The organism is Actinopolymorpha rutila, assembly GCF_013407855.1.
GTDB classification, from domain to species: domain Bacteria; phylum Actinomycetota; class Actinomycetes; order Propionibacteriales; family Actinopolymorphaceae; genus Actinopolymorpha; species Actinopolymorpha rutila.
On the sequence record NZ_JACBZH010000001.1, the window covers coordinates 641,134 to 659,591 of the forward strand.

The 18,458-nt window shown below is 70.8% G+C and carries 19 protein-coding genes and 1 pseudogene; 15 read left to right on the plus strand and 5 right to left on the minus strand.

The features are described from left to right. Positions 1 to 164 precede the first annotated feature (164 nt). The 3 genes from F4554_RS02690 to F4554_RS02700 all read left to right on the plus strand — a co-directional run bounded on the left by F4554_RS02690 (position 165) and on the right by F4554_RS02700 (position 1,922). Entirely contained in the window at positions 165 to 377 is a 213-nt protein-coding gene (locus F4554_RS02690; RefSeq protein ID WP_179785900.1) for a CsbD family protein, read from the plus strand. Positions 378 to 629: 252 nt separating this feature from the next. Further along, complete coding sequence (locus F4554_RS02695; RefSeq protein ID WP_179785901.1) at positions 630 to 866, plus strand: DUF6458 family protein; 237 nt, start codon at positions 630 to 632, stop codon at positions 864 to 866. 219 nt (positions 867 to 1,085) lie between these two features. Continuing rightward, positions 1,086 to 1,922 (plus strand): DUF1206 domain-containing protein, encoded by an 837-nt coding sequence (locus tag F4554_RS02700; RefSeq protein ID WP_179785902.1) that lies wholly within the window; start codon positions 1,086 to 1,088, stop codon positions 1,920 to 1,922. Positions 1,923 to 2,040: 118 nt separating this feature from the next. Here F4554_RS02700 and F4554_RS02705 read toward each other — a convergent pair whose 3' ends face one another. Then, positions 2,041 to 2,967, minus strand: coding sequence for a diacylglycerol/lipid kinase family protein (locus tag F4554_RS02705; RefSeq protein ID WP_179785903.1), 927 nt, complete (start codon positions 2,965 to 2,967; stop codon positions 2,041 to 2,043). 304 nt (positions 2,968 to 3,271) lie between these two features. Here F4554_RS02705 and F4554_RS02710 point away from each other — a divergent pair, with 304 nt between their 5' ends. After that, the gene (locus tag F4554_RS02710; protein WP_238341195.1) at positions 3,272 to 4,126 is read left to right on the plus strand and encodes a low temperature requirement protein A; all 855 of its coding nucleotides are present in this window, start codon (positions 3,272 to 3,274) and stop codon (positions 4,124 to 4,126) included. Next, entirely contained in the window at positions 4,126 to 4,449 is a 324-nt protein-coding gene (locus F4554_RS31805) for a low temperature requirement protein A (RefSeq protein ID WP_337796286.1), read from the plus strand. Before F4554_RS02710 ends, F4554_RS31805 begins: the two co-directional genes overlap by 1 nt. An 11-nt stretch (positions 4,450 to 4,460) precedes the next feature. On the opposite strand, the gene F4554_RS02715 is transcribed toward F4554_RS31805, so the two are convergent. Next, a complete protein-coding gene (locus F4554_RS02715) occupies positions 4,461 to 5,489 on the minus strand; it encodes a putative sulfate exporter family transporter (protein ID WP_202889116.1) in 1,029 nt (342 codons plus the stop codon). Between the two features lie 250 nt (positions 5,490 to 5,739). Here F4554_RS02715 and F4554_RS02720 point away from each other — a divergent pair, with 250 nt between their 5' ends. Next, entirely contained in the window at positions 5,740 to 6,675 is a 936-nt protein-coding gene (locus tag F4554_RS02720) for a LysR family transcriptional regulator (protein ID WP_179785904.1), read from the plus strand. Between the two features lie 23 nt (positions 6,676 to 6,698). Here F4554_RS02720 and F4554_RS02725 read toward each other — a convergent pair whose 3' ends face one another. After that, positions 6,699 to 7,676, minus strand: coding sequence for a pirin family protein (locus F4554_RS02725; RefSeq protein WP_179785905.1), 978 nt, complete (start codon positions 7,674 to 7,676; stop codon positions 6,699 to 6,701). A 249-nt stretch (positions 7,677 to 7,925) separates the two neighbouring features. Between F4554_RS02725 and F4554_RS02730 the strand changes: the two genes are divergently transcribed. The 8 genes and pseudogenes from F4554_RS02730 to F4554_RS02765 all read left to right on the plus strand — a co-directional run bounded on the left by F4554_RS02730 (position 7,926) and on the right by F4554_RS02765 (position 15,617). Further along, positions 7,926 to 8,951 carry a zinc-dependent alcohol dehydrogenase gene (locus F4554_RS02730; RefSeq protein WP_179785906.1) on the plus strand — a complete coding sequence of 342 codons (1,026 nt, stop codon included), beginning with the start codon at positions 7,926 to 7,928 and terminating at the stop codon, positions 8,949 to 8,951. Then, positions 8,948 to 9,775 carry an SDR family oxidoreductase gene (locus tag F4554_RS02735; RefSeq protein WP_337795846.1) on the plus strand — a complete coding sequence of 276 codons (828 nt, stop codon included), beginning with the start codon at positions 8,948 to 8,950 and terminating at the stop codon, positions 9,773 to 9,775. Before F4554_RS02730 ends, F4554_RS02735 begins: the two co-directional genes overlap by 4 nt. A 157-nt stretch (positions 9,776 to 9,932) precedes the next feature. Further along, positions 9,933 to 10,160 (plus strand): annotated as a pseudogene (locus tag F4554_RS31810) (ArsR/SmtB family transcription factor); the annotation flags it as partial. Between the two features lie 272 nt (positions 10,161 to 10,432). Continuing rightward, entirely contained in the window at positions 10,433 to 11,374 is a 942-nt protein-coding gene (locus tag F4554_RS02745) for a cation diffusion facilitator family transporter (RefSeq protein ID WP_179785907.1), read from the plus strand. A 328-nt stretch (positions 11,375 to 11,702) separates the two neighbouring features. Next, entirely contained in the window at positions 11,703 to 11,918 is a 216-nt protein-coding gene (locus F4554_RS02750; RefSeq protein WP_179785908.1) for a hypothetical protein, read from the plus strand. Positions 11,919 to 12,480: 562 nt separating this feature from the next. Next, positions 12,481 to 13,764, plus strand: a complete 1,284-nt coding sequence (locus F4554_RS02755) for an ABC transporter substrate-binding protein (protein WP_179785909.1) — start codon at positions 12,481 to 12,483, stop codon at positions 13,762 to 13,764. A gap of 6 nt (positions 13,765 to 13,770) precedes the next feature. Then, positions 13,771 to 14,721 carry a carbohydrate ABC transporter permease gene (locus F4554_RS02760; protein ID WP_202889117.1) on the plus strand — a complete coding sequence of 317 codons (951 nt, stop codon included), beginning with the start codon at positions 13,771 to 13,773 and terminating at the stop codon, positions 14,719 to 14,721. After that, on the plus strand, positions 14,721 to 15,617 hold the full coding sequence (locus tag F4554_RS02765) for a carbohydrate ABC transporter permease (RefSeq protein WP_179785910.1): 897 nt from the start codon (positions 14,721 to 14,723) through the stop codon (positions 15,615 to 15,617). The genes F4554_RS02760 and F4554_RS02765 overlap by 1 nt, the downstream gene beginning before the upstream one ends. Positions 15,618 to 15,639: 22 nt before the next feature. Here F4554_RS02765 and F4554_RS02770 read toward each other — a convergent pair whose 3' ends face one another. Further along, positions 15,640 to 16,665, minus strand: a complete 1,026-nt coding sequence (locus tag F4554_RS02770; protein WP_179785911.1) for a nuclear transport factor 2 family protein — start codon at positions 16,663 to 16,665, stop codon at positions 15,640 to 15,642. Positions 16,666 to 16,757: 92 nt separating this feature from the next. Here F4554_RS02770 and F4554_RS02775 point away from each other — a divergent pair, with 92 nt between their 5' ends. After that, positions 16,758 to 17,372 carry a TetR/AcrR family transcriptional regulator gene (locus tag F4554_RS02775; RefSeq protein ID WP_179785912.1) on the plus strand — a complete coding sequence of 205 codons (615 nt, stop codon included), beginning with the start codon at positions 16,758 to 16,760 and terminating at the stop codon, positions 17,370 to 17,372. A 16-nt stretch (positions 17,373 to 17,388) separates the two neighbouring features. Here F4554_RS02775 and F4554_RS02780 read toward each other — a convergent pair whose 3' ends face one another. Then, positions 17,389 to 18,402, minus strand: a complete 1,014-nt coding sequence (locus tag F4554_RS02780; RefSeq protein WP_179785913.1) for a DUF6081 family protein — start codon at positions 18,400 to 18,402, stop codon at positions 17,389 to 17,391. Positions 18,403 to 18,458 lie beyond the last annotated feature (56 nt).

The following is an 18,458-nucleotide window of genomic DNA, read 5'->3' on the forward strand; positions in this document are numbered from 1 at the left end:
GCGTGTCCAGGTGTCAAGTCCGTGTTGCGGCCATCCCCGGTTGTTCGGAACTTCACAAAGTCGGTGTGGCCAGTTGCGAGAAGGCGATCTTGGGTATGTGCTGTCAGGTGAGGCCGCGGTCGGCACCATCCGATGGCCGCGCCACGGGAAGGGAGACTTCCGTAATGGCTGCAGGCGACAAGATGAAGCACAAGGCAGAAGGTGCCAAGGGCAAGGCCAAGGAGAAGACCGGCGAAGCCACTGGCAACGACCAGCTGCGTGACGAGGGTCGCGCCGACCAGGCATCGGCGGGCGTCAAGCGTGCCGGCGACAAGGTGGGCGACGCCGCCGAGGACGCCAAGGACTCCGTGAAGAAGACTCTCGACAAGGACAAGTGACGCCGCACAGTCGGCTCGCGTCTCTGCGTAACCTGACGGGTGCCCCGTGCCGACCGGCGTGGGGCACCCGTTCGCATGGGGGCCAGGCGGAGTCCCGGTGGGATCTTGGTGGGATAGCCGGTTCGGCCGACTGCTCAGCACGCCGGGACCGCGACCGGTCGCGTCGACCTCTGAATTGCCCTATGGTTTGCCGACGGTATGCCAATCGGGGGGTCAACCAGATCCAGTTTTCCCAGCCACGAGGTGGTACGTATGGGTATCGGTGCGAGCATTCTTCTCATCGCGGTGGGTGCCATTCTGGCGTTCGCGGTCAACTTCAGCATTTCCGGACTCGACATCTCCGTCATCGGGTGGATCCTGATGGTCGTCGGTGTGATCGGCCTGATCATGACCGCGCTGATCTGGGGCCCCCGGCGCCGGCGTGCGGCGGCTCCCACCACTCGGGTCGAGGAGCGCCGGGTGTACGACGACGGGCCGCCCGCCGTCTGACCCACCACGTCACAACTTCGGGACGAAGCCCGCGGGGCACGTAGTCCCATGGCCCGGTGCCCGGGCAGGTGTGTGCCTGCCCGGGCACGGGCTTCTGCCCGATCACACTTGTGCCAGAAACGCTGTGCCCAGAGAACCTGTGCCCAGAAGACCTGTGCCCAGAAAACCTGAGCCCGGACGACACGCTCATGCAACAAGAGAACAGGGGTGGGAGCGCGGATGAACGCGCAGGTACGAAGCGGTGCGAACGCGGGCCGGCAGGCCCAGCAGGCCGCTGACAGCAAACCGGTCAGGGTGCTCGGCCGGGTCGGACTCGCCGCGTACGGACTCGTCAATCTCCTGTTCGCCTACCTCGCGGCCAAGGTGGCCTTCAGCGGTGGAGGTGGCGGCAACGCCAGCAAGCAGGGAGCGCTGCAGACCCTGGCCAGCCAGCCGGGTGGCGGTGTTCTCCTGTGGGTCATCACCATCGGCCTGGTCGCGCTGGCGGTCTGGCAGCTCGCCGAGGCCGGCGTCGGATACGCGTACGCCGGCTCCAGCAAGCGCCGGACGGCCCGGCGGCTCGGCAGTGCCGGCAAGGCGATCGCGTTCGGCGCGCTGGCGTTCAGCGCGGGCAAGATCGCGGCCGGGGGTAGCGCCGGCGGGGGCCAGCAGAAGACCATCACCGCGAAGGTCCTCGAGCTCCCCGGCGGCCAGATTCTGGTCGGCCTGGTAGGGCTCGGCATCGTCGCGGGTGCGGGCTACCTCGTCTACCGCGGCTGGAAGAAGAAGTTCCTCGAGGACCTCGACCTCGTGCGGGCGAGCCAGGCCACTCGGAAGGCCGCGATCAGGCTCGGGCAGGTGGGGTTCGTCGCCGTCGGTGTCGCGTACGTCCTCGTGGGAGTGCTGGTACTTGCCGCGGCGGTGACGTACGACCCGAAGAAGTCCACCGGCCTCGACGGTGCGCTGCAGACACTGGCGAAGCAGCCCTACGGCCCGCTGCTGCTCGGACTGATCGCCCTCGGTGTCGCGTGCTACGGGATCTACTGCTTCTTCGACGCCCGCTTCCGCAGGGGCTGAGTCTCACCGAACCGAGCCTCACCGAACTGACCGACAACCGACGGGCGGGTCTCCTCACATGAGGTGGGGAGGCCCGCCCGTCGGTGTGCCTGGCTCGGTTCTGGCTCGGTCAGCTCCTTCAGCCCGTTGCGCCCGCCGTCGCGGCGGGGTCGGCATCGGCCGGCTGGCCGCTTGGGAGGTACATCCGCCAGGCGCCCGGCACGACCCGCCACGAGCAGTGCCGCCGTGGCCCGGTCACCTCGCCGTCGGCGTTGATGAAGAACTCCTCGCCGGACACCACGACCTCACGGCCCCGCAGCGACACGACGTCGTCGCGTCCGGTGTGCCGGCCACGGGTCAGGTGCAGGGCGTAGCCCAGCCGGGCCAGCCGGCCCACCGAGTGCGACACCACGACGTCGACCTGCCCGTCATGCGGGACCGCATCCGGCGAGAGTTGCGCGGTGCCGCCGGCGATGCTCGGCGCGTTGGCCAGCCCCACCATGAGGGTCTTCCGCCGGGGCCGGGCGACCGTGCGTCCGTCGACGACCACGGTGAGCCGCCATCCCTTCGTACGCAGGCCGGCGACCACGGCGCCCAGCGGGAACGCCAGCGGGCCGAGGCGCGGCTTCAGCGGGTGCGCCGCCTGGGCTGCCTCCGCACCGGCGCCGACGTGCACGGCGTTGACGACCACACCGCCGTTGTCGTCGGCGATCAGGTCCATCGGCCGCAGCGAGCCCGCGCGGATGATTTCGGCCGCCTCCGCCGCGTCCAGCGGCAGGTCCAGCCCGCGGGCGAGGTCGTTGCCGGTGCCCAGCGGGATCAGACCGACCGGGCAGTCGGCAAGCTCGCCCCGGGCGTACAACGCCGAGACCGTGGTGTGCAGCGAGCCGTCGCCGCCGATGACCACGACGGGCCGGCCGGCACGGGCGTCGAGGCATTCCTGGAGGTGGTCGAGGCTCTCGCAGTAGACCAGCTCGGTAGGGGCGGCGGCGCGAAGGACCTCCAACGCCCGTTCGATCGCGTCGGGTTCGGTGCTGCCGGCGTCCTTGTTGGCGATGACCAGCATCTGCGACCCATCTTTCGTCCGGTCCTGTGGCCCACCGGCCGGTGAGTCTGGGTGGTGCCCTGGCGCGCCCTGGGGTGTGCCGCGAACACACCCTAGGCTTTCGGCCGCACCGAAGCACGACAACGACGTACCGCCGGGGCCACCGTCGTGATCGTTTCCGCGCACCGCTGTCGACGCCTCCCGCGCGTCATCCGCCGGGTCGCCGTCCGGCGCCGTACGGTGCCATACGGTGAGGCCCGCCGGACCGCACTGCGGAGGCACGCCACACTGCGGAAGCACGCCACGAAGCCATGGCAGAGGCCAGATGACCGAGCCCGCGGCACCCCAGGGCTGGCGCCGGACGATCGTGGCCCGGGACGCCCGCGAACAGCACCGCGCCGCGACGCCCCTGGAACTGCTGTTCGACCTGTGCTTCGTCGCCGCCGTCGCCCAGGCCGCGGCGCACCTGCACCACGCCGTCGTGGTGGGCCACGTCGGCGCCGGCGTCACCGGCTATCTGATGGTGTTCTTCGCGATCTGGTGGGCGTGGGTCAACTTCACCTGGTTCGCCTCGGCGTACGACAACGACGACGTGCCCTACCGGCTGGCCACCATGGTCGAAATCGCGGGCGCCCTGGTGATCGCCGCCGGAGTTCCCCGGGCGTTCGAGTCCCGCGACTTCGTGGTCATCCTGCTCGGCTATGCAGTCATGCGGCTCGCGCTCGTCGGGCAGTGGGTGCGAGTGGCTGTCGAGGTGCCGGCGGTCCGGGCCACCGCGTTGCGGTTCGTCGCGGGACTGAGCGTGTGCATGGTCGGCTGGGCGGTGCTTCTGCTGCGGCCGGAGTGGCCTGCTTGGGCGTTCGTGGTCATGGTGGCGGCCGAGCTGGCGGTGCCGGTCTGGGCCGAGCGCGCCGGGCGTACGTCGTGGCATCCGGGGCACGTCGCCGAGCGGTATGGCCTGTTCACGCTGATCGTCCTCGGTGAGGCGATCCTCGCCGCGACGGTCGCGGTGCAGACCGCGATCGACTCCCGCCGCATGGCCGGTGGTCTGTATGTAACTCGTCGTGGGCGGGCTGCTGATCGTGTTCGCGATGTGGTGGCTGTACTTCGCCAAGCCTGCTCAGGAGTTCCTGAACTCCAACCGGGAGGCGTTCGTCTGGAGCTACGGCCCACTACCTGATCTTCGCGGCGGCGGCCGCGGTCGGAGCCGGGCTCGGCGTCGAGGTCGACCGGGTGTCCCGGCCGGGCTCGGTTCCGTGGCTCACTGCCGGTGCGGCGGTCACCGTTCCGGTCGCGGTGTTCCTGTGTGCGGTGTGGGTTCTGCACGTACGGCCGCACCGGCTGCCCGCCGTCCGCAACGCGGTCTACCCCGGCGCCGCACTGCTGGTGCTGGCGTCGACGTTCACCGCTGCGGCCACACTGGTCACCGGGCTGCTGCTGGTGGCACTGGTGGCCACGGCCGAACTGCTGTCCCGCCGCGATGCCGCGTCAACCGCGTCCTGACACCGGTTCCGTCACCACTGGCCGGTCGCGGCCTGCAGCAGCAGGGCGGTGCCGGCGACGCACACCCACAGCAGCGCACCGAGGAGCAGCGGCCGAGGTCCGGTCGTTCGCAGCTCACCCAGCCGGGTGCCCAGGCCGACCGCCGCGAGCGCTGCCGTGACGAGGAACGCAGCGACGTGGCCGAGCGGTGCGTGGACGGCCGCGGGCACCAGACCGAGGCTGTTCGCCAGGGCGGCGGCGACGAAGAGTACGACGAAGCCGGGCACCACCTGTCGCAGGCGGGGGAAGGCTCGTGGCCCGGGCGCGGTGGCCGTCCCGTCACCCGACGGTGAACTGTTCGCCGCGGCCCGGGCGGCACGTGCCTGAACGAACGCGAGACCGAGCGTGAGCGGGACGATCGCGAGCGTGCGGGTCAGTTTCACCACGACGGCGTGGGTCCCGGCGGCCGCGCCGAACGCGTATCCCACCGCCACGACCGAGGAGGTGTCGTTGACCGCGCTGCCCGCCCACAGGCCGAAGCCCGTCGAGGACAGGTCGAGCAGGTGGCCGAGGACGGGGAAGACCACCACGGCGGCGATGTTGAACGCGAAGATCGTGGCGACGGCGTACGCGATCTCGGCCTCGGTGACCGCGATGACCCCTGCCGTGGCGGCGATGGCCGACGCGCCACATATCGCGGTGCCTGCGCCGACGAGCGTACGCAAGCCGCCGTTGACACCGAGGGCGCGACCCAGCAGTGGGGTCGCCACCAGGGCGATGCCGAGCGTCCCCGCCAGCACCGGCAGCGACGCCAGACCTGTGTGCGCGATCTGGCGCAGCGACAGGCTCGTGCCGAGTACGACCACCGCGGCCTGCAGACACCACCGTCCGGGAAGTGCCAACCGCGGGCGCAGTCGCGCCACCGGCGGGCAGGTGCTGGTGAGAAGTACGCCGAGCGCCAGCGCCACCACCGGTGCGCCGACCACCGGAACGTACCCACCGAGCACGGTCGCCACGAGGGCCGTCGCCAGGATCGTCAGGGCCGCCGGAATCGCCGGCACAGCCCGTCCGGCGCGCGCCCTGCCCGTCTTCGCCGGTGTGACCGGCGCCTGCCCCGTCCTCGCAGGTGCGTGGGACGCCCGGGTCGAGGGGTTCCGCACGTCCGTTGCCACCTTGCTCCTTTCGGGGTTTTCGGCGTACTGCCGCACCCTCCACGATGCGGGTGGTGGGCGGCCGGCGGTAGCCGTCGATTGCCGGGCAGGTGATAAGGCGGCCTTATGGCGGCGGCTGCCGGCCTCCTATGCTCGCGGTATGCTCGAACTCCCCGAGGTCGCGACGCTGCACCTGCTGGTCACGGTGGCGGAGACCGGCAGCCTGCGGCAGGCCGCAGGGTTGCACGGCATCAGCCAGCCGGCGGTGAGCCAGCGCCTGCGCGGACTCGAACGACGGCTGGGACTGACGTTGCTGGAACGCTCCACGGTCGGTTCGACACTCACCCCGGCCGGCGCTGCCGTCGTCGACTGGGCCCGGCCGGTCCTGGAGGCGTCCCGCGAACTCGCTCTCGGCGTGGCAGCTCTGCGTGCGGAGCAGGCCGGTCAGCTGCGGCTGGCCGCGTCGATGACCGTCGCGGAGTACCTCGTACCCGGCTGGCTGGCCCGGTTGCACGCCGCCGAGCCCGACCTTGACGTCGCGCTGCGGGTCGGCAACTCCGAGCAGGTCGCGGCGATGGTCCGCGACCGGCGCGCGGACCTCGGCTTCGTCGAGGGAACGTCGGTGCCGACCGGCCTGCGGTCGCGCACGGTCGGCGCGGACGAACTACTGGTCGTGGTGGCGCCCGGCCATCGGTGGTCCCGGCGCCACGCCGGCGTGCGCCCGGACGAGTTGGCTGCGGCCCGGTTGGTGCTGCGGGAGGAAGGGTCGGGTACGCGGGACGTGTTCGTCCGCCGGCTCGCCGCCGCCGGGCACCGCGTTCACGCCGGTCTCGAGCTCGGCTCCACCACGGCGATCAAGGCGGCGGTGATGGCCGGGGAGGGACCGGGTGTGCTCAGCGCGCTCGCGGTCGGCGCGGAACTCGCGGACGGGCGGCTGGTCGCGGTGGCCGTACGCGACCTGCGGTTCGAGCGCCGGTTCCGCGCGGTGTGGCTGCCCGGCCGCGACCCGAGCGGCCCGGCCGCGCGGCTGATGGCCACCGCGACGAGTTCGCCGGGCCGGCGGCCCCGGAGGGCGCCGGCCCGGCGAGGGTCGTAGCGATCAGAGCGGCTCAGGCGCACTCAGAGCACGTCGTGGCCGGGGTGCGGCTGGGCGGGAATGGTGCCCAGCCGGCCGGCCTGGAAGTCCTCGAAGGCCTGCAGGAGCTCCTGGCGGGTGTTCATGACGAACGGGCCGTACGCCGCGACCGGCTCCCGGATCGGCTGCCCGCCGAGGACCAGCACGTCGAGCGCCGGGCTGCGGCTCTCCTGGTTCTGGTCGGCGTCCAGCGTCACCACGTCACCGGGGCCGAACACCGCGAGCTGGCCGCTGCGGATCGGCCGCCGGTTCGCGCCCACGGTGCCGGTGCCGCTCAGGACGTACACCAGCGCGTTGAAGTCGGCCCGCCATGGCAGCCGGACCTGCGCACCGGGGGAGACGGTCGCGTGCAGCAGGGCGATCGGGGTGTGGGTGACGCCGGGCCCGCGGTGGCCGCCCACCTCACCGGCGATGACGCGCAGCAGCGCGCCGCCGTCGTGGGAGCTGACCAGGCCCACGTCGCCGCGGTGGATGTCCTGGTAGCGCGGCGCGGTCATCTTCAGGCGCCCCGGCAGGTTGACCCACAGCTGGAAGCCGTGGAACAGGCCGCCGCTCATCACGACCTCCTCCGGCGGGGCCTCGATGTGCAGCAGACCACCACCGGCGGTCATCCACTGGGTGTCGCCGTCGCTGATCAGCCCGCCGCCGCCGTTGGAGTCCTGGTGGCGGAGCGTGCCGTCGATCATGTACGTCACGGTCTCGAAGCCGCGGTGTGGGTGCCAGGGCGTCCCCTTGGGCTCGCCCGGCGCGTACTCCACCTCGCCCATCTGGTCCATGTGGATGAACGGGTCGAGCTGACTCAGGTCGACGCCGGCGAACGCCCGGCGGACCGGGAAGCCCTCGCCCTCGAACCCGGACGGTGCGGTCGTCACCGACGAGACCTTCCGCTCGGTGGCGGTCGCCGGGTCGACCTTGGGCAGGCGAGGCAGCACGAGGATGTTGTCGACGCTGACCGCGGGCATGGTCACTCCTTGGGTCGGTGGGGGCCTGCCGCCCGGCTGGCGGCCGGTCCTGCCACACGGAACGATAGTTGAAGCGTCAACATTCCCGCCATCCCCGTCCCTGCCCCCGTCCCCGGTTGTCGTGCCGCCGCCGGACACCGGCTTGGTCGGAAATGGGCCGGTGTGGTGCACTCCAACCGCGGACGTGGGTGCACGTGGAGGCAGCGTGGAGACTGCGTGGAGACCCAGAACGACGGCGGAGGAGATCGCATGCGCGCGGCCCTGTACACCGGTGACCCGACCCTGATCGTCGAGGACCGCGAACGGGTCCCGCCCGGGCCGGGCGAGGTCGAGATCGAGGTGGCGTACGCCGGTATCTGCGGCACCGACCTGCACATCCGGCACGGCGCGATGGACCACCGCGTGCCGGCCAAGGCGGTGCTCGGCCACGAGTCGTCGGGCCGGATCGCCGCCGTGGGCGAGGGGGCCACCAACTGGCGGGCCGGCGACCCGGTGACCGTGATGCCGCTGCGCTGGTGCGGCACCTGCGGCGCGTGCCGGGCCGGCCACACCCACGTGTGCCAGACGCTGAAGGTCATCGGCGTCGACATCCCGGGTGCCATGCAGGGGAGCTGGACGGTGCCGGCGGACGTCGTGGTCGGGCTGCCCGCCGACCTGCCGCTGGACGTGGCCGCGCTGGTGGAGCCGACCGCGGTCGCGGTGCACGACGTACGCCGGTCCGGCCTCGCCGCCGGTGAGAAGGCGGTCGTCGTGGGCGGCGGGCCGATCGGGGTGCTGATCGCCCGGGTGGCGCAGGCACAGGGGAGCGAGGTCGTCCTCCTCGAACTCGACCCGCACCGCCAGGCGACCGCCGAGGGCCTCGGCCTCACCGTCGTCGACCCGAGCCGCACCGACGTCGGTGCGTACGTCGCGGACTGGACCGCGGGCGCGGGCGTTCCCGTCTCGTTCGAGGTGTCCGGAGCGCCGGCCGGCGTGCGGACCGCCACCGACGTGCTCGGCGTACGCGGCGTGATGGTCGTCGTGGCCATCCACTCCGAACCACGACTGGTCGACCTCAACCAGGTCTTCCTGCGGGAGCTTTCCGTCCTCGGCACCCGCGTCTACACCCGGGACGACTTCGAGTACGCCGTCCGGCTGGTGGCCGACCGCCAGGTGCCGGCCGAGGAGCTGATCTCGCGGGTGGTCCCGCTGTCCGGCGCGAGTGCTGCGTTCGACGCGCTGGAGTCCGGCGGCGGTGTGATGAAGGTGCTGATCGACTGCCAGGACGCCTCGTGAGCAGCCCGGCAACCGGCCCGGCCTCGGGCTCGTCCGGCGCGGCCGCCGACCCGTCCGGCGCGGGCGGGATCTTCGACCTGACCGGGCAGCTGGCGCTGGTCACCGGCGCCAACCGCGGGCTCGGGCTGGCGATGGCGCGGGCGCTGGCCGCCGCCGGCGCGGACGTGATCGGGGTGAGCTCCCGGCTCCAGGCCAGGGGCAGCGAGGTGAAGCAGGCGGTGACCTCGCTCGGCCGCTCCTTCGAGGGGCACCGGGTCGACTTCGCCGACCGGGCGGCGGTCACGGAGTTCGCACGGAGCCTCGCCGACCGGGACCGGCCGGTGGACATCCTGGTCAACAACGCCGGGACCATTCGCCGGTCGCCCGCCGTGGACTACGCCGACGCCGACTGGGACGAGGTGCTCGCGGTCGACCTGACCGCGCAGTTCGCGCTCACCCGTGAGCTCGGCCGGCCGATGGTGCGCCGCCGCGCCGGCAAGGTGATCTTCACCGGGTCGGTGCTGAGCTTCCAGGGCGGGATCAATGTCGCCGCGTACACCGCGGCCAAGAGCGGGCTGGCCGGGCTGACCCGGGCGCTGGCCAACGAGTGGGCTCCGTACGGCGTGAACGTCAACGCGATCGCGCCCGGCTACTTCGCCACCGACAACACCGAGGCGCTGCGCAGCGACCCCGATCGCAGCCGGGCCATCCTGGAGCGGATCCCGGCCGGTCGCTGGGGCCGCCCGGACGACCTCGCGGGCGTGGTCGTCTTCCTGGCCTCGGCCGCCTCGGACTACGTGTCGGGTGCGGTCGTGCCGGTGGACGGCGGCTGGCTCGCACGCTGACCTCGCGACATCCGGGGCGGTACCAGCAGCTATCGGATGAACGCGATGATTCAGTGCTTGCTTAATTCAGTGAGTGCTGTACCTTGACTGGGTGCTCACCCCACCACCGGAACCCCCTCGCCCGCAGGCCCCGATCGGCCCGGCGGACGTGGAGGCGATGTCCCGGCTCGGCCGGGCGATCGCCGATCCCACCCGCTGCCGCATCCTGCTCGCCCTGGCCGCCGGGCCCGCCTACCCCGCCCAACTGGCCGACGTGCTCGAGCTGACCCGGCCGAACGTCTCCAACCACCTGACCTTCCTGCGCGGCTCCGGCCTGGTGGCAGCCACACCGGAGGGCCGGCAGGTGCGCTACGACCTGGCCAGCCCGCACCTCGCGCACGCGTTGTGGGAGTTCCTCGCCGTCGTCGCCGAGGACGCCGACCAGGCCGCCTGCGCGGAGACCGGCGTACGCGACCGGACTGACGTACGCGACCACACCGGCGAGCAGGCGCCCGCGTTCGCTCGCTCGGCCCGTCCGCACGAGAGCCTTCCCGCCAGCGGACACGAGCCGGCCCGCACGCAGGAGTCCGGACAGGTGCGCGCGCACCGCCGCCCGGCCCGCCCGGACCGCCCGGACCGCCTCGGCCGTCGGGGCCAGCACGCGGAGGGAGGCGGCTGATGGCCGCCGGACACGGGCATGGCCACGGGCACGGCCACGCGGCGGCGCAGGGAACCGCGACGGGCGGGCACCGGCGCCGGCTGATGCTCGTCCTGCTGTTCACCGCGTCGGTGCTGGTGGTGCAGGTCGTCGGCGCGATCGCGTCCGGCTCGCTGGCGCTGCTCGCCGATGCGGGCCACATGGCTGCCGACTCCGCCGGAATCGTGCTCTCCCTGGTGGCGGTGACGCTGGCCCAGCGCGCACCGACCAGCCGGCGTACGTTCGGCTGGCAGCGGGCGGAGATCCTGGCCGCCGCGGCCAACGCGGTGGTCCTGTTCGCCCTCGCTCTCTACATTCTGGTCGAGGCGGTACGCCGGTTCTCCGAGCCGCCGGAGGTCGCTTCGGGGCTGATGCTGGTGGTCGCGCTGGTCGGCCTGGCCGCCAACACCGCGTCCCTGCTGCTCCTCCACCGGGCCCAGTCGGACTCCCTCAACCTTCGCGGCGCCTACCTCGAGGTCCTCGGCGACCTGCTCGGGTCGGTCGCGGTGGTGGTGGCGGCGCTGGTCATCACGCTGACCGGCTGGCAGCGCGCGGACGCGGTCGCGTCCGGGCTGGTGGCCCTGATGATCCTGCCCCGGGCGTGGGGGTTGCTACGGGAGGCGATCGACGTACTCCTGGAGGCCGTGCCCAGGGGTGTGGACATCGGGGCCGTACGCCACCACATCACGCACGTGCCCGGCGTGGTCGACGTACACGACCTGCATGCCTGGACGATCACCTCCGGCCTGCCCGTCCTGTCCGCGCACGTCGTCGTGGACGAGGTGACGATGGCCGGCGGCCACACCGGACGGGTGCTGGACGAGCTGTGCACCTGCCTGGCCGGGCACTTCGACGTGGAGCACTCGACGTTCCAGATCGAGTCGGCCACCCACCGCGAGCACGAGAGCCCGGTACACGACTGAGCCACGTCCGGCCCGCTGAGCCTTCGCGCGAGCGTGCGCTGGAGACCGGTGGTGGGGAAGTGAGAAGGCTCGCGGGAGTCCTGGCCACCCGGACTTTTCGCACTTCGCCACGTCGCACCTTCGACTCGGCGGCCGCCGACCGCGCGATTCTTCCGCGGTGGAATCCACGCCGGGGCTACCGCGCGCCGGGCCGTGGAGGCCGGTGCCGTGCCGTCGCTTTTATGAGGGATCCCTCGTCAGGTTGGGTGGCAAATTTGCGGAAACCGGTGCTGACCGGCATTGGAGCAGGTGACCATGGGGTACAGCACGAGATCGGAAGGCGGCGCCAATGCCGGAACCACACGGGTTCGAGTTCGCCGCGGCGCAGGGGTCTCCCGGGCCCTCGCGCACCGCGCCGGACCCGGACGTCGGGCGGGACCAGGTCCGCGATCCGCTGGTCTTCTGCGTGAGTGGCGGGACCGGCGGTTTCGGCGGGGCCTACTGGCTCGACGACCGGATGGACGAGCCCGGACAGGAGCACGGCCCGGACGAGGTGACGCGGTAGCCACGCCGATACGATCATCGGCTGGTACGCCGAAGGCGCGGCGAGCGCCGTAGGCCCGCCGACCGCGGAGTCGCCCGACGACGAAGTTCGCAGCAGTTCGCAGCAGTTCGCAGCAGCGCAGCACCCGGCAGCATCGCAACACCGGAAGTTTCCGCGCACCGCCGCAGCCCGAACCACCGAACGACCGAACCGCGACACCGACCGCACGACCACACTGTCCGACCGAGCTGGGACCGCCACGAGGCCCCAGCCCCGGCGCCCTCGTCGAGCCCGTGCTCGGAGGGTCCAGATCGCACGCCTCCGCGATCTGGGCCGTCCCGGCGCGGGTTCGTCCGTTTCGGGCACATTGCAGACAACGAGACGGTGCACGAACGATTTAACTCTTGACGCCATTCCCCCCAACTGGGACTGTTTTCCAACGTGGGAGATCACTCATGCCGCCCGGTCCGTTGGCGTCGTTGGTGCCCTCGTCCCGCGTCGGTCGAGGTGACCGGGAGTCCGCTCGTGTGTCGTCAGCTGCGACCGCTCCGGCTGGCGTTTCTTCCTCGGAGGTGTGGTTCGCATGACCCCGACACAGCCGGCCGGCGCTTGGAGCCGACGTACTTTCCTGCGCCGCACAGGTGGGCTGGCAGCCCTCGGTGCGTTCGCCGCGGCCTGCGGCGGCAACAGCGGACGCCCGGCGAGCGGGGGCGGCGGTGGTGGTGGCAACACCGTGTTGTCACAGTGGTACCACCAGTACGGCGAAACCGGCACGAAGGAAGCCGCGCTGAAGTACGCCAAGGCGTACGACAAGGCCGCTGTCAACGTGCAGTGGACACCTGGTGACTACGCGTCGAAGCTCGCGTCCGGACTGCTGTCCGACAAGGGCCCGGACGTTTTCGAGAGCCAGCTCAACATCGCCATGGTGCAGAGCAAGCAGGTCGTAGCCCTCGACGACATCATCAGCGACGTCAAGGACGACTTCAACGCCAACGACATCACCACCAACACCGTCGACGGCAAGCTCTACGGCATCCGGATGATCGACGACCCGCAGCTCATCTACTACCGCAAGAGCCTGCTGGACAAGGCCGGACTCAAGCCGCCGACGACGATCGACGAGCTCATCGCCGCGGCGAAGGCCCTCACCAACAAGAACATGAAGGGCCTGTTCGCCGGAAACGACGGCGGTCTCGCCCTCGGCCGGCCCGCGTTGTACTCCGCCGGCGGGACCTGCCTCACCCAGGACCACAAGCCGAACTTCGCCGGTGAGCGCGCGCTCAAGGCGTACTCCAAACTGCACGAGCTGTACGCCAGCAAGGCCATGTTGCTCGGTGCCCCCACCGACTGGACCGACCCGGGTGCGTTCATCAACGAACTCGCGGCCATGCAGTGGATCGGCCTGTGGGCGATGCCGGCGATCCTGAAGAAGTTCGGCGACGACGTCGGCGTGATGCCGTACCCGAAGCTGGACGCTCAGGGCAAGGACGTGGTCTACTCCGGCGGCTGGACGCAGTTCGTCTCCGCCAAGAGCAAGAACGTCGAGGCCGCCAAGAAGTTCGTCCGCTGGCTGTGGATCGACAAGACGGACTTCCAGGAGGACTGGAGCCTGAGCTACGGCTTCCACATCCCGCCGCGCAAGAGCCTCGCGGCGAGGGCGAAGAAGCTGCAGACCGGCCCGGCTGCCGAGGCCGTGAAGCTCGCCTCCGACAACGGCTTCACCGACGATCCCGCCTGGACTCCCAAGATGGCCTCGGCGTTCGGCGACATGCTGACCAACGTCATCAAGAAGGGCGCCGACCCCGCCGGTGAGGCGGCGAAGGCGGAGAAGACCACCAATGCAGAGCTCGACCGGCTGTTCGGCTGAGCGGCGATGAGCGCCGTCACCGAGCCGTCCACCACGGGCGGCACCACCCAGTCGACCGGTGGGGGGAGGCGCCGCGGCATCCGCGGCACCTCCCTCGCCTACTGGCTCTTCGTCGGCCCGTTCCTCGTCGGCCTGCTGGTCTTCGGCTACGTGCCGATCGTGTGGAGCCTGTTCCTCAGCTTCTTCGACGCCCGCAACACGGTCACGCCGACCAACTTCGTGGGGCTGCGCAACTACGTCGACATGCTGACGGACCCGAACTTCCTGTCCAGCCTGCTGACCTTCACGGTCTTCGCGGTGTTCATCGTGCCGCTCACGTTCGCGTTGTCGCTCGGCATGGCGTTGCTGGTCAACGGCGTACGGGTGGCGCGGGCGTTCTTCCGGTCGGTGTTCTTCCTGCCCACCGCGTGTTCGTACGTCGTGGCCTCGCTGATCTGGAAGCTGTCCATCTTCAACGGCGTGCGGTTCGGCCTGGCCAACACCGTGCTGAGCTGGTTCGGCATCGAGAACATCGCCTGGCTGAGCACGGTCGACCCGCCGTGGTACTGGCTTCCGCTGGTGACCGTGCGGCTGTGGCTGCAGCTCGGCTTCTACATGATCCTGTTCATCGCGGGTCTGCAGCGCATCCCGACCGACCTCTACGAGGCGGCCTACGTCGACGGGGCCAAGCCGGGCTGGCAGGTGTTCCGCTTCATCACCTTCCCGCAGCTGCGGGCCACCTCGATCGCGGTGCTGCTGCTGAACCTCATCGCGGCGTACCAGGCGTTCGACGAGTTCTACAACCTCGTCGGCAACGTCAACTACGCCCGGCCGCCGCTGGTGTATCTGTACGGCGTCTCGCTGAGCTCCATCCAGGACCTCGGCCGGGGCAGCGCCGGCGCGCTCATCCTGGCGGCGATCATCATGGTGCTCACGCTGGTGCAGAGCAGGATCTTCGGATTCGGTAAGGCGGACTGATGGCGACCACGACCCAACCCGCCGTACGCACCACCGGAACGCCGGTCCCGATCGGGCACCGGCGCGGCCCGATGGCGACGGTGGCCACGATCGCTCGCTGGGCGGCGCTGCTGATCACCACCGTGGTCTTCCTGGTGCCGTTCTACCTCATCGTGCGCAACGCGCTGTCCAGCGACGCCGACATCACCGCGCCCGGCTGGACGGTGTTCCCGACCACGCTGCACTGGGAGAACATCGCCGAGCTGTTCAACGACAACGAGGTTCCGATGGCGCGGGCGCTGTGGAACTCCACGGTCGTCGGCGTGGTCGGCACCGGTGGCCAGCTGCTGCTGGCGGCGATGGCCGGCTACGGCCTGGCGCGGATTCCCAACCGCGCGTCCGACAAGATCTTCTACCTGATCGTGGCCACGCTGATGATCCCGGCGGCGGTGACGTTCATCCCGAGCTTCGTGCTGGTCTCCTCGCTCGGCTGGGTGAGCTCGCTGCGCGGCCTGATCATCCCCGGGCTGTTCAGCGGGTTCGCGGCGTTCCTCTTCCGGCAGTACTTCATCAACTTCCCCAAGGAGTTGGAGGAGGCGGCCAGGGTCGACGGCCTGGGCTACTGGCGGACGTTCTGGCTGATCGTCGTACCCAACTCGCTGCCGTTCTTCGCCGCGATCGCCGCCATCACGTTCATCGCCAACTGGAACGCCTTCCTGTGGCCACTGGTGATCGGGCAGGACTCCTCGTCGTGGACGGTGCAGGTGGCGCTGTCGACGTTCATCACCGCGCAGACCATCAACATCCACGAACTGTTCGTGGCCGCCGCGGTGTCGATCCTCCCGCTGGTGCTGATCTTCGTGTTCCTGCAGCGTTACCTCGTGCAGGGCGTCACCGAGACCGGCATCAAGGGCTGACCGGGCCATGGGCTGACCGGCGTCAGGCGCCGACCAGTCGGGCCGCGAGCACGGGCAGCAGGTTCGCGTAGTCGCGCAGCAGGGTGATCCGTCCGTCGCGGGCACGAAGCACGTAGACGTACGACATCCGCAGCGGGCGCCCGGTCCCGAGGTGCGTGCAGTCGATGGCGTGCTCGACGACGATCACCTCCGGGTCGGTCGTGTCGTGGATGGTGACGTCGCGGTACGCCTGGAACCGGATCGACTGCCCGGCCGTCCGGCTGAGCCAGGAGCGCACGGCCTCCCGGCCCTCCAGCCGCTCCGGGATGCCCGGCAGCCGGAACGGAAACTCCTGGACGCCGTCGGCGGCGAACAGGTCGGCCATCGCGTCGGGGGAGTTCGCCAGCACCGCCTGCTGGTAGCGGGCGAAGACGGCCCGCGGTCCCGTGCCCGACGGGACCGCTGTGTCGTTGTCGGAGTCGGTGCCGGTGCCGGTGTCGGTGCCGGGTCCGCCGGCGTCGGTGCCGGTGTCGGTGCCGGGTCCGCCGGCGTCGGCTTCGGTCGGGTCGGCTGGTGCGGTCTTCACCGCGGCGAGCAGTTCGTCGTACCGGCCGAACGCCTGGGCCATCGCCACCACGTCCTGGTACTCGCGTACGTGCACGACCCGGCCGTCGCGGACGCGGAGCAGCACCAGCACCGCGCCGGACACGCTCTCGCCAGTGGCGGTGAGCGTCCCGGCGAGTTCGTACTCCACGATCGCCACCTCGGGGTCGAGACTGTCGTGGATCGCGACGACGGGGACGTCCTCGATGCGCATCGGCAGCGCGGCCCGCCCGGCGCGCGTCAGCGCCTCGAGCTCCGACCTGCCCCGGAGACGGCGCGGGCGTCCCGGAGGGGTGAACGGCCACTCGACGAGGACGTCCTCGGCCTGGTCGCCCGAATCGTCGGCGGTGCCGGACAGGACGGACCGCCGGAACCTCTCGAAGGCGCGTCGCGGAGTCAGCACCGCTTCCGGGCCCGGTTCATCGCGCAGATGGGGCAGTTCGGGCAGGTCGGGCAGATTGGGCATGACGGCTCTCTCCCGTTCACTCAACAGGCGTTGAACCTCAACGAGCGTAGAGCGAAATCGCCACCTCGGTCAACGCCGGTAGAGTCACGAGAATGAGTGCCGCCAGGAAGGCCCGGGCCGACGCACCCGATGAGGCCGGCCGTCCCCGGCCGAGCCGGTCCGAGCGCAGACGGCAGACCGAGGAACGAATCCTGGCCTCGGCCCGGAAGGAGTTCGCCGAGCGCGGCTACGAACGCACCACCATCCGGGGAGTCGCCGGTGCGGCCGGGGTCGACCCGGCGCTGGTGATGCAGTACTTCGGCTCGAAGGACCAGCTGTTCCGGCAGGCCGTGCACGTACCGGCGGGCGAGGAGCTGCCCGCGGAGCCGGCCGAGTTCGCCGAGCTGTTGCTGTCGATCCTGGGCGTCAAGCTGAGCGGGCAGGCGGCCACCATGCCCCTGCTGCGGTCGGCGTTCACTCATCCGGAGGCGACCGAGGCGGTGCGGGCTTCGCTGGCCGGGCAGATCGCCCAGGGCGCCACGGTGATCCCCGCCGACGACCCGGAGTTGCGGTCGGCCCTGCTGGTCGCGGTGCTGCTGGGTGTCACCACCGGACGTCACCTGCTCGAGCTCGACCACCTGCGCGACGCCTCGCCCGAACAGATCACCGACCTGCTGCGGCCGGCCTTCCAGGCGCTGGTCGGTGGGACCGCGGCCCCGGACGCCTGACGGCACCGGCCCGCGGTCAGGTGCCGACCGCGCTCGAGACCACCACGCGACGAACCTCGAGCCTCGCCCCCTGGCCGAAGAGCCGGCTGGACGGGAGACTCGACGGGTCCACGAAGGGCGACGGCGTGGGATCGCCCACGTCCGGGTCGAAGTAGCCGGTGGGGCCGTCGCCGAGCTTCACCAGGCCGATGCCGGCCGGACGGTACCCGTCCAGCAACGTGAACATGCCCATGCCGCAGGCGAGTTGGCGCGGCTCCACGAGTACCTCCTCACCGCCGTGGTCCAGGGTGAGATACCTGCGGTCGATGCGGCAGCCGATGCGGTCGACCCTGAACACCTCCTCCTCGTTCACGTACCAGCGCACGACTCCGGCCGCACGGTCGTAGGAGATCCTCAGATGGTGCATCGCACGCGGGTTGTTGGCGGCGACCGGGATCTGGAAGCTGAACGCCGCATAGTTGTCTCCGAGCGCCGGGCCCCTGCCGAACGGGAGGCGCTCGTAGAAGGCGTAGATGGTCTTGTTCGTAAGGAAGAAGTCGAAGACGATGTACGTCTCGAAGTCGATCTGGTTAGCAGCGAACGAGGCAAGGCGCAGGTCGTCGTCCGGGTCGTCCACGGCGCCGCCGAACGGCTGGAACCGCGTGCCGTACGTCCGTCCTCCCAGCCAGGTCTCGAAGGAGAAGACCTGGCCGGGGACGGCATCGAAGCCGGGGTAGCCGCTGGAGGCGGTGTGGTTGGCATAGGCGAGCCACTTCACGTGGTCGAGCCCGCCCGGAAGACCGCCGTTCTGGCTGTCCGGCGCGACTGAGAGCGTGAACGCGGGTTCTCCCGTCGTTCGGTTCTCGCCCGGAGCGACGACGTTGAGGCCGTGGGAGCCGGTGGAGACGACGCCGTCGTCACCTGTGAAGCTCCCGGAGCCGAAGTAGAACCACTTCGCCGTGGGCGAGCCGACGGTGAACCCGTCCTTGAAGTCGTCCCAAAGATGCCGGTAGGTCCCGTCCTCCGCGCGGGGGGACTCGAGATCGCGCATGTCCTTGTGCCTCCCGGCCCTCGACGGCCCTGGCGCAAGCCCGCGTTGCGCGAACT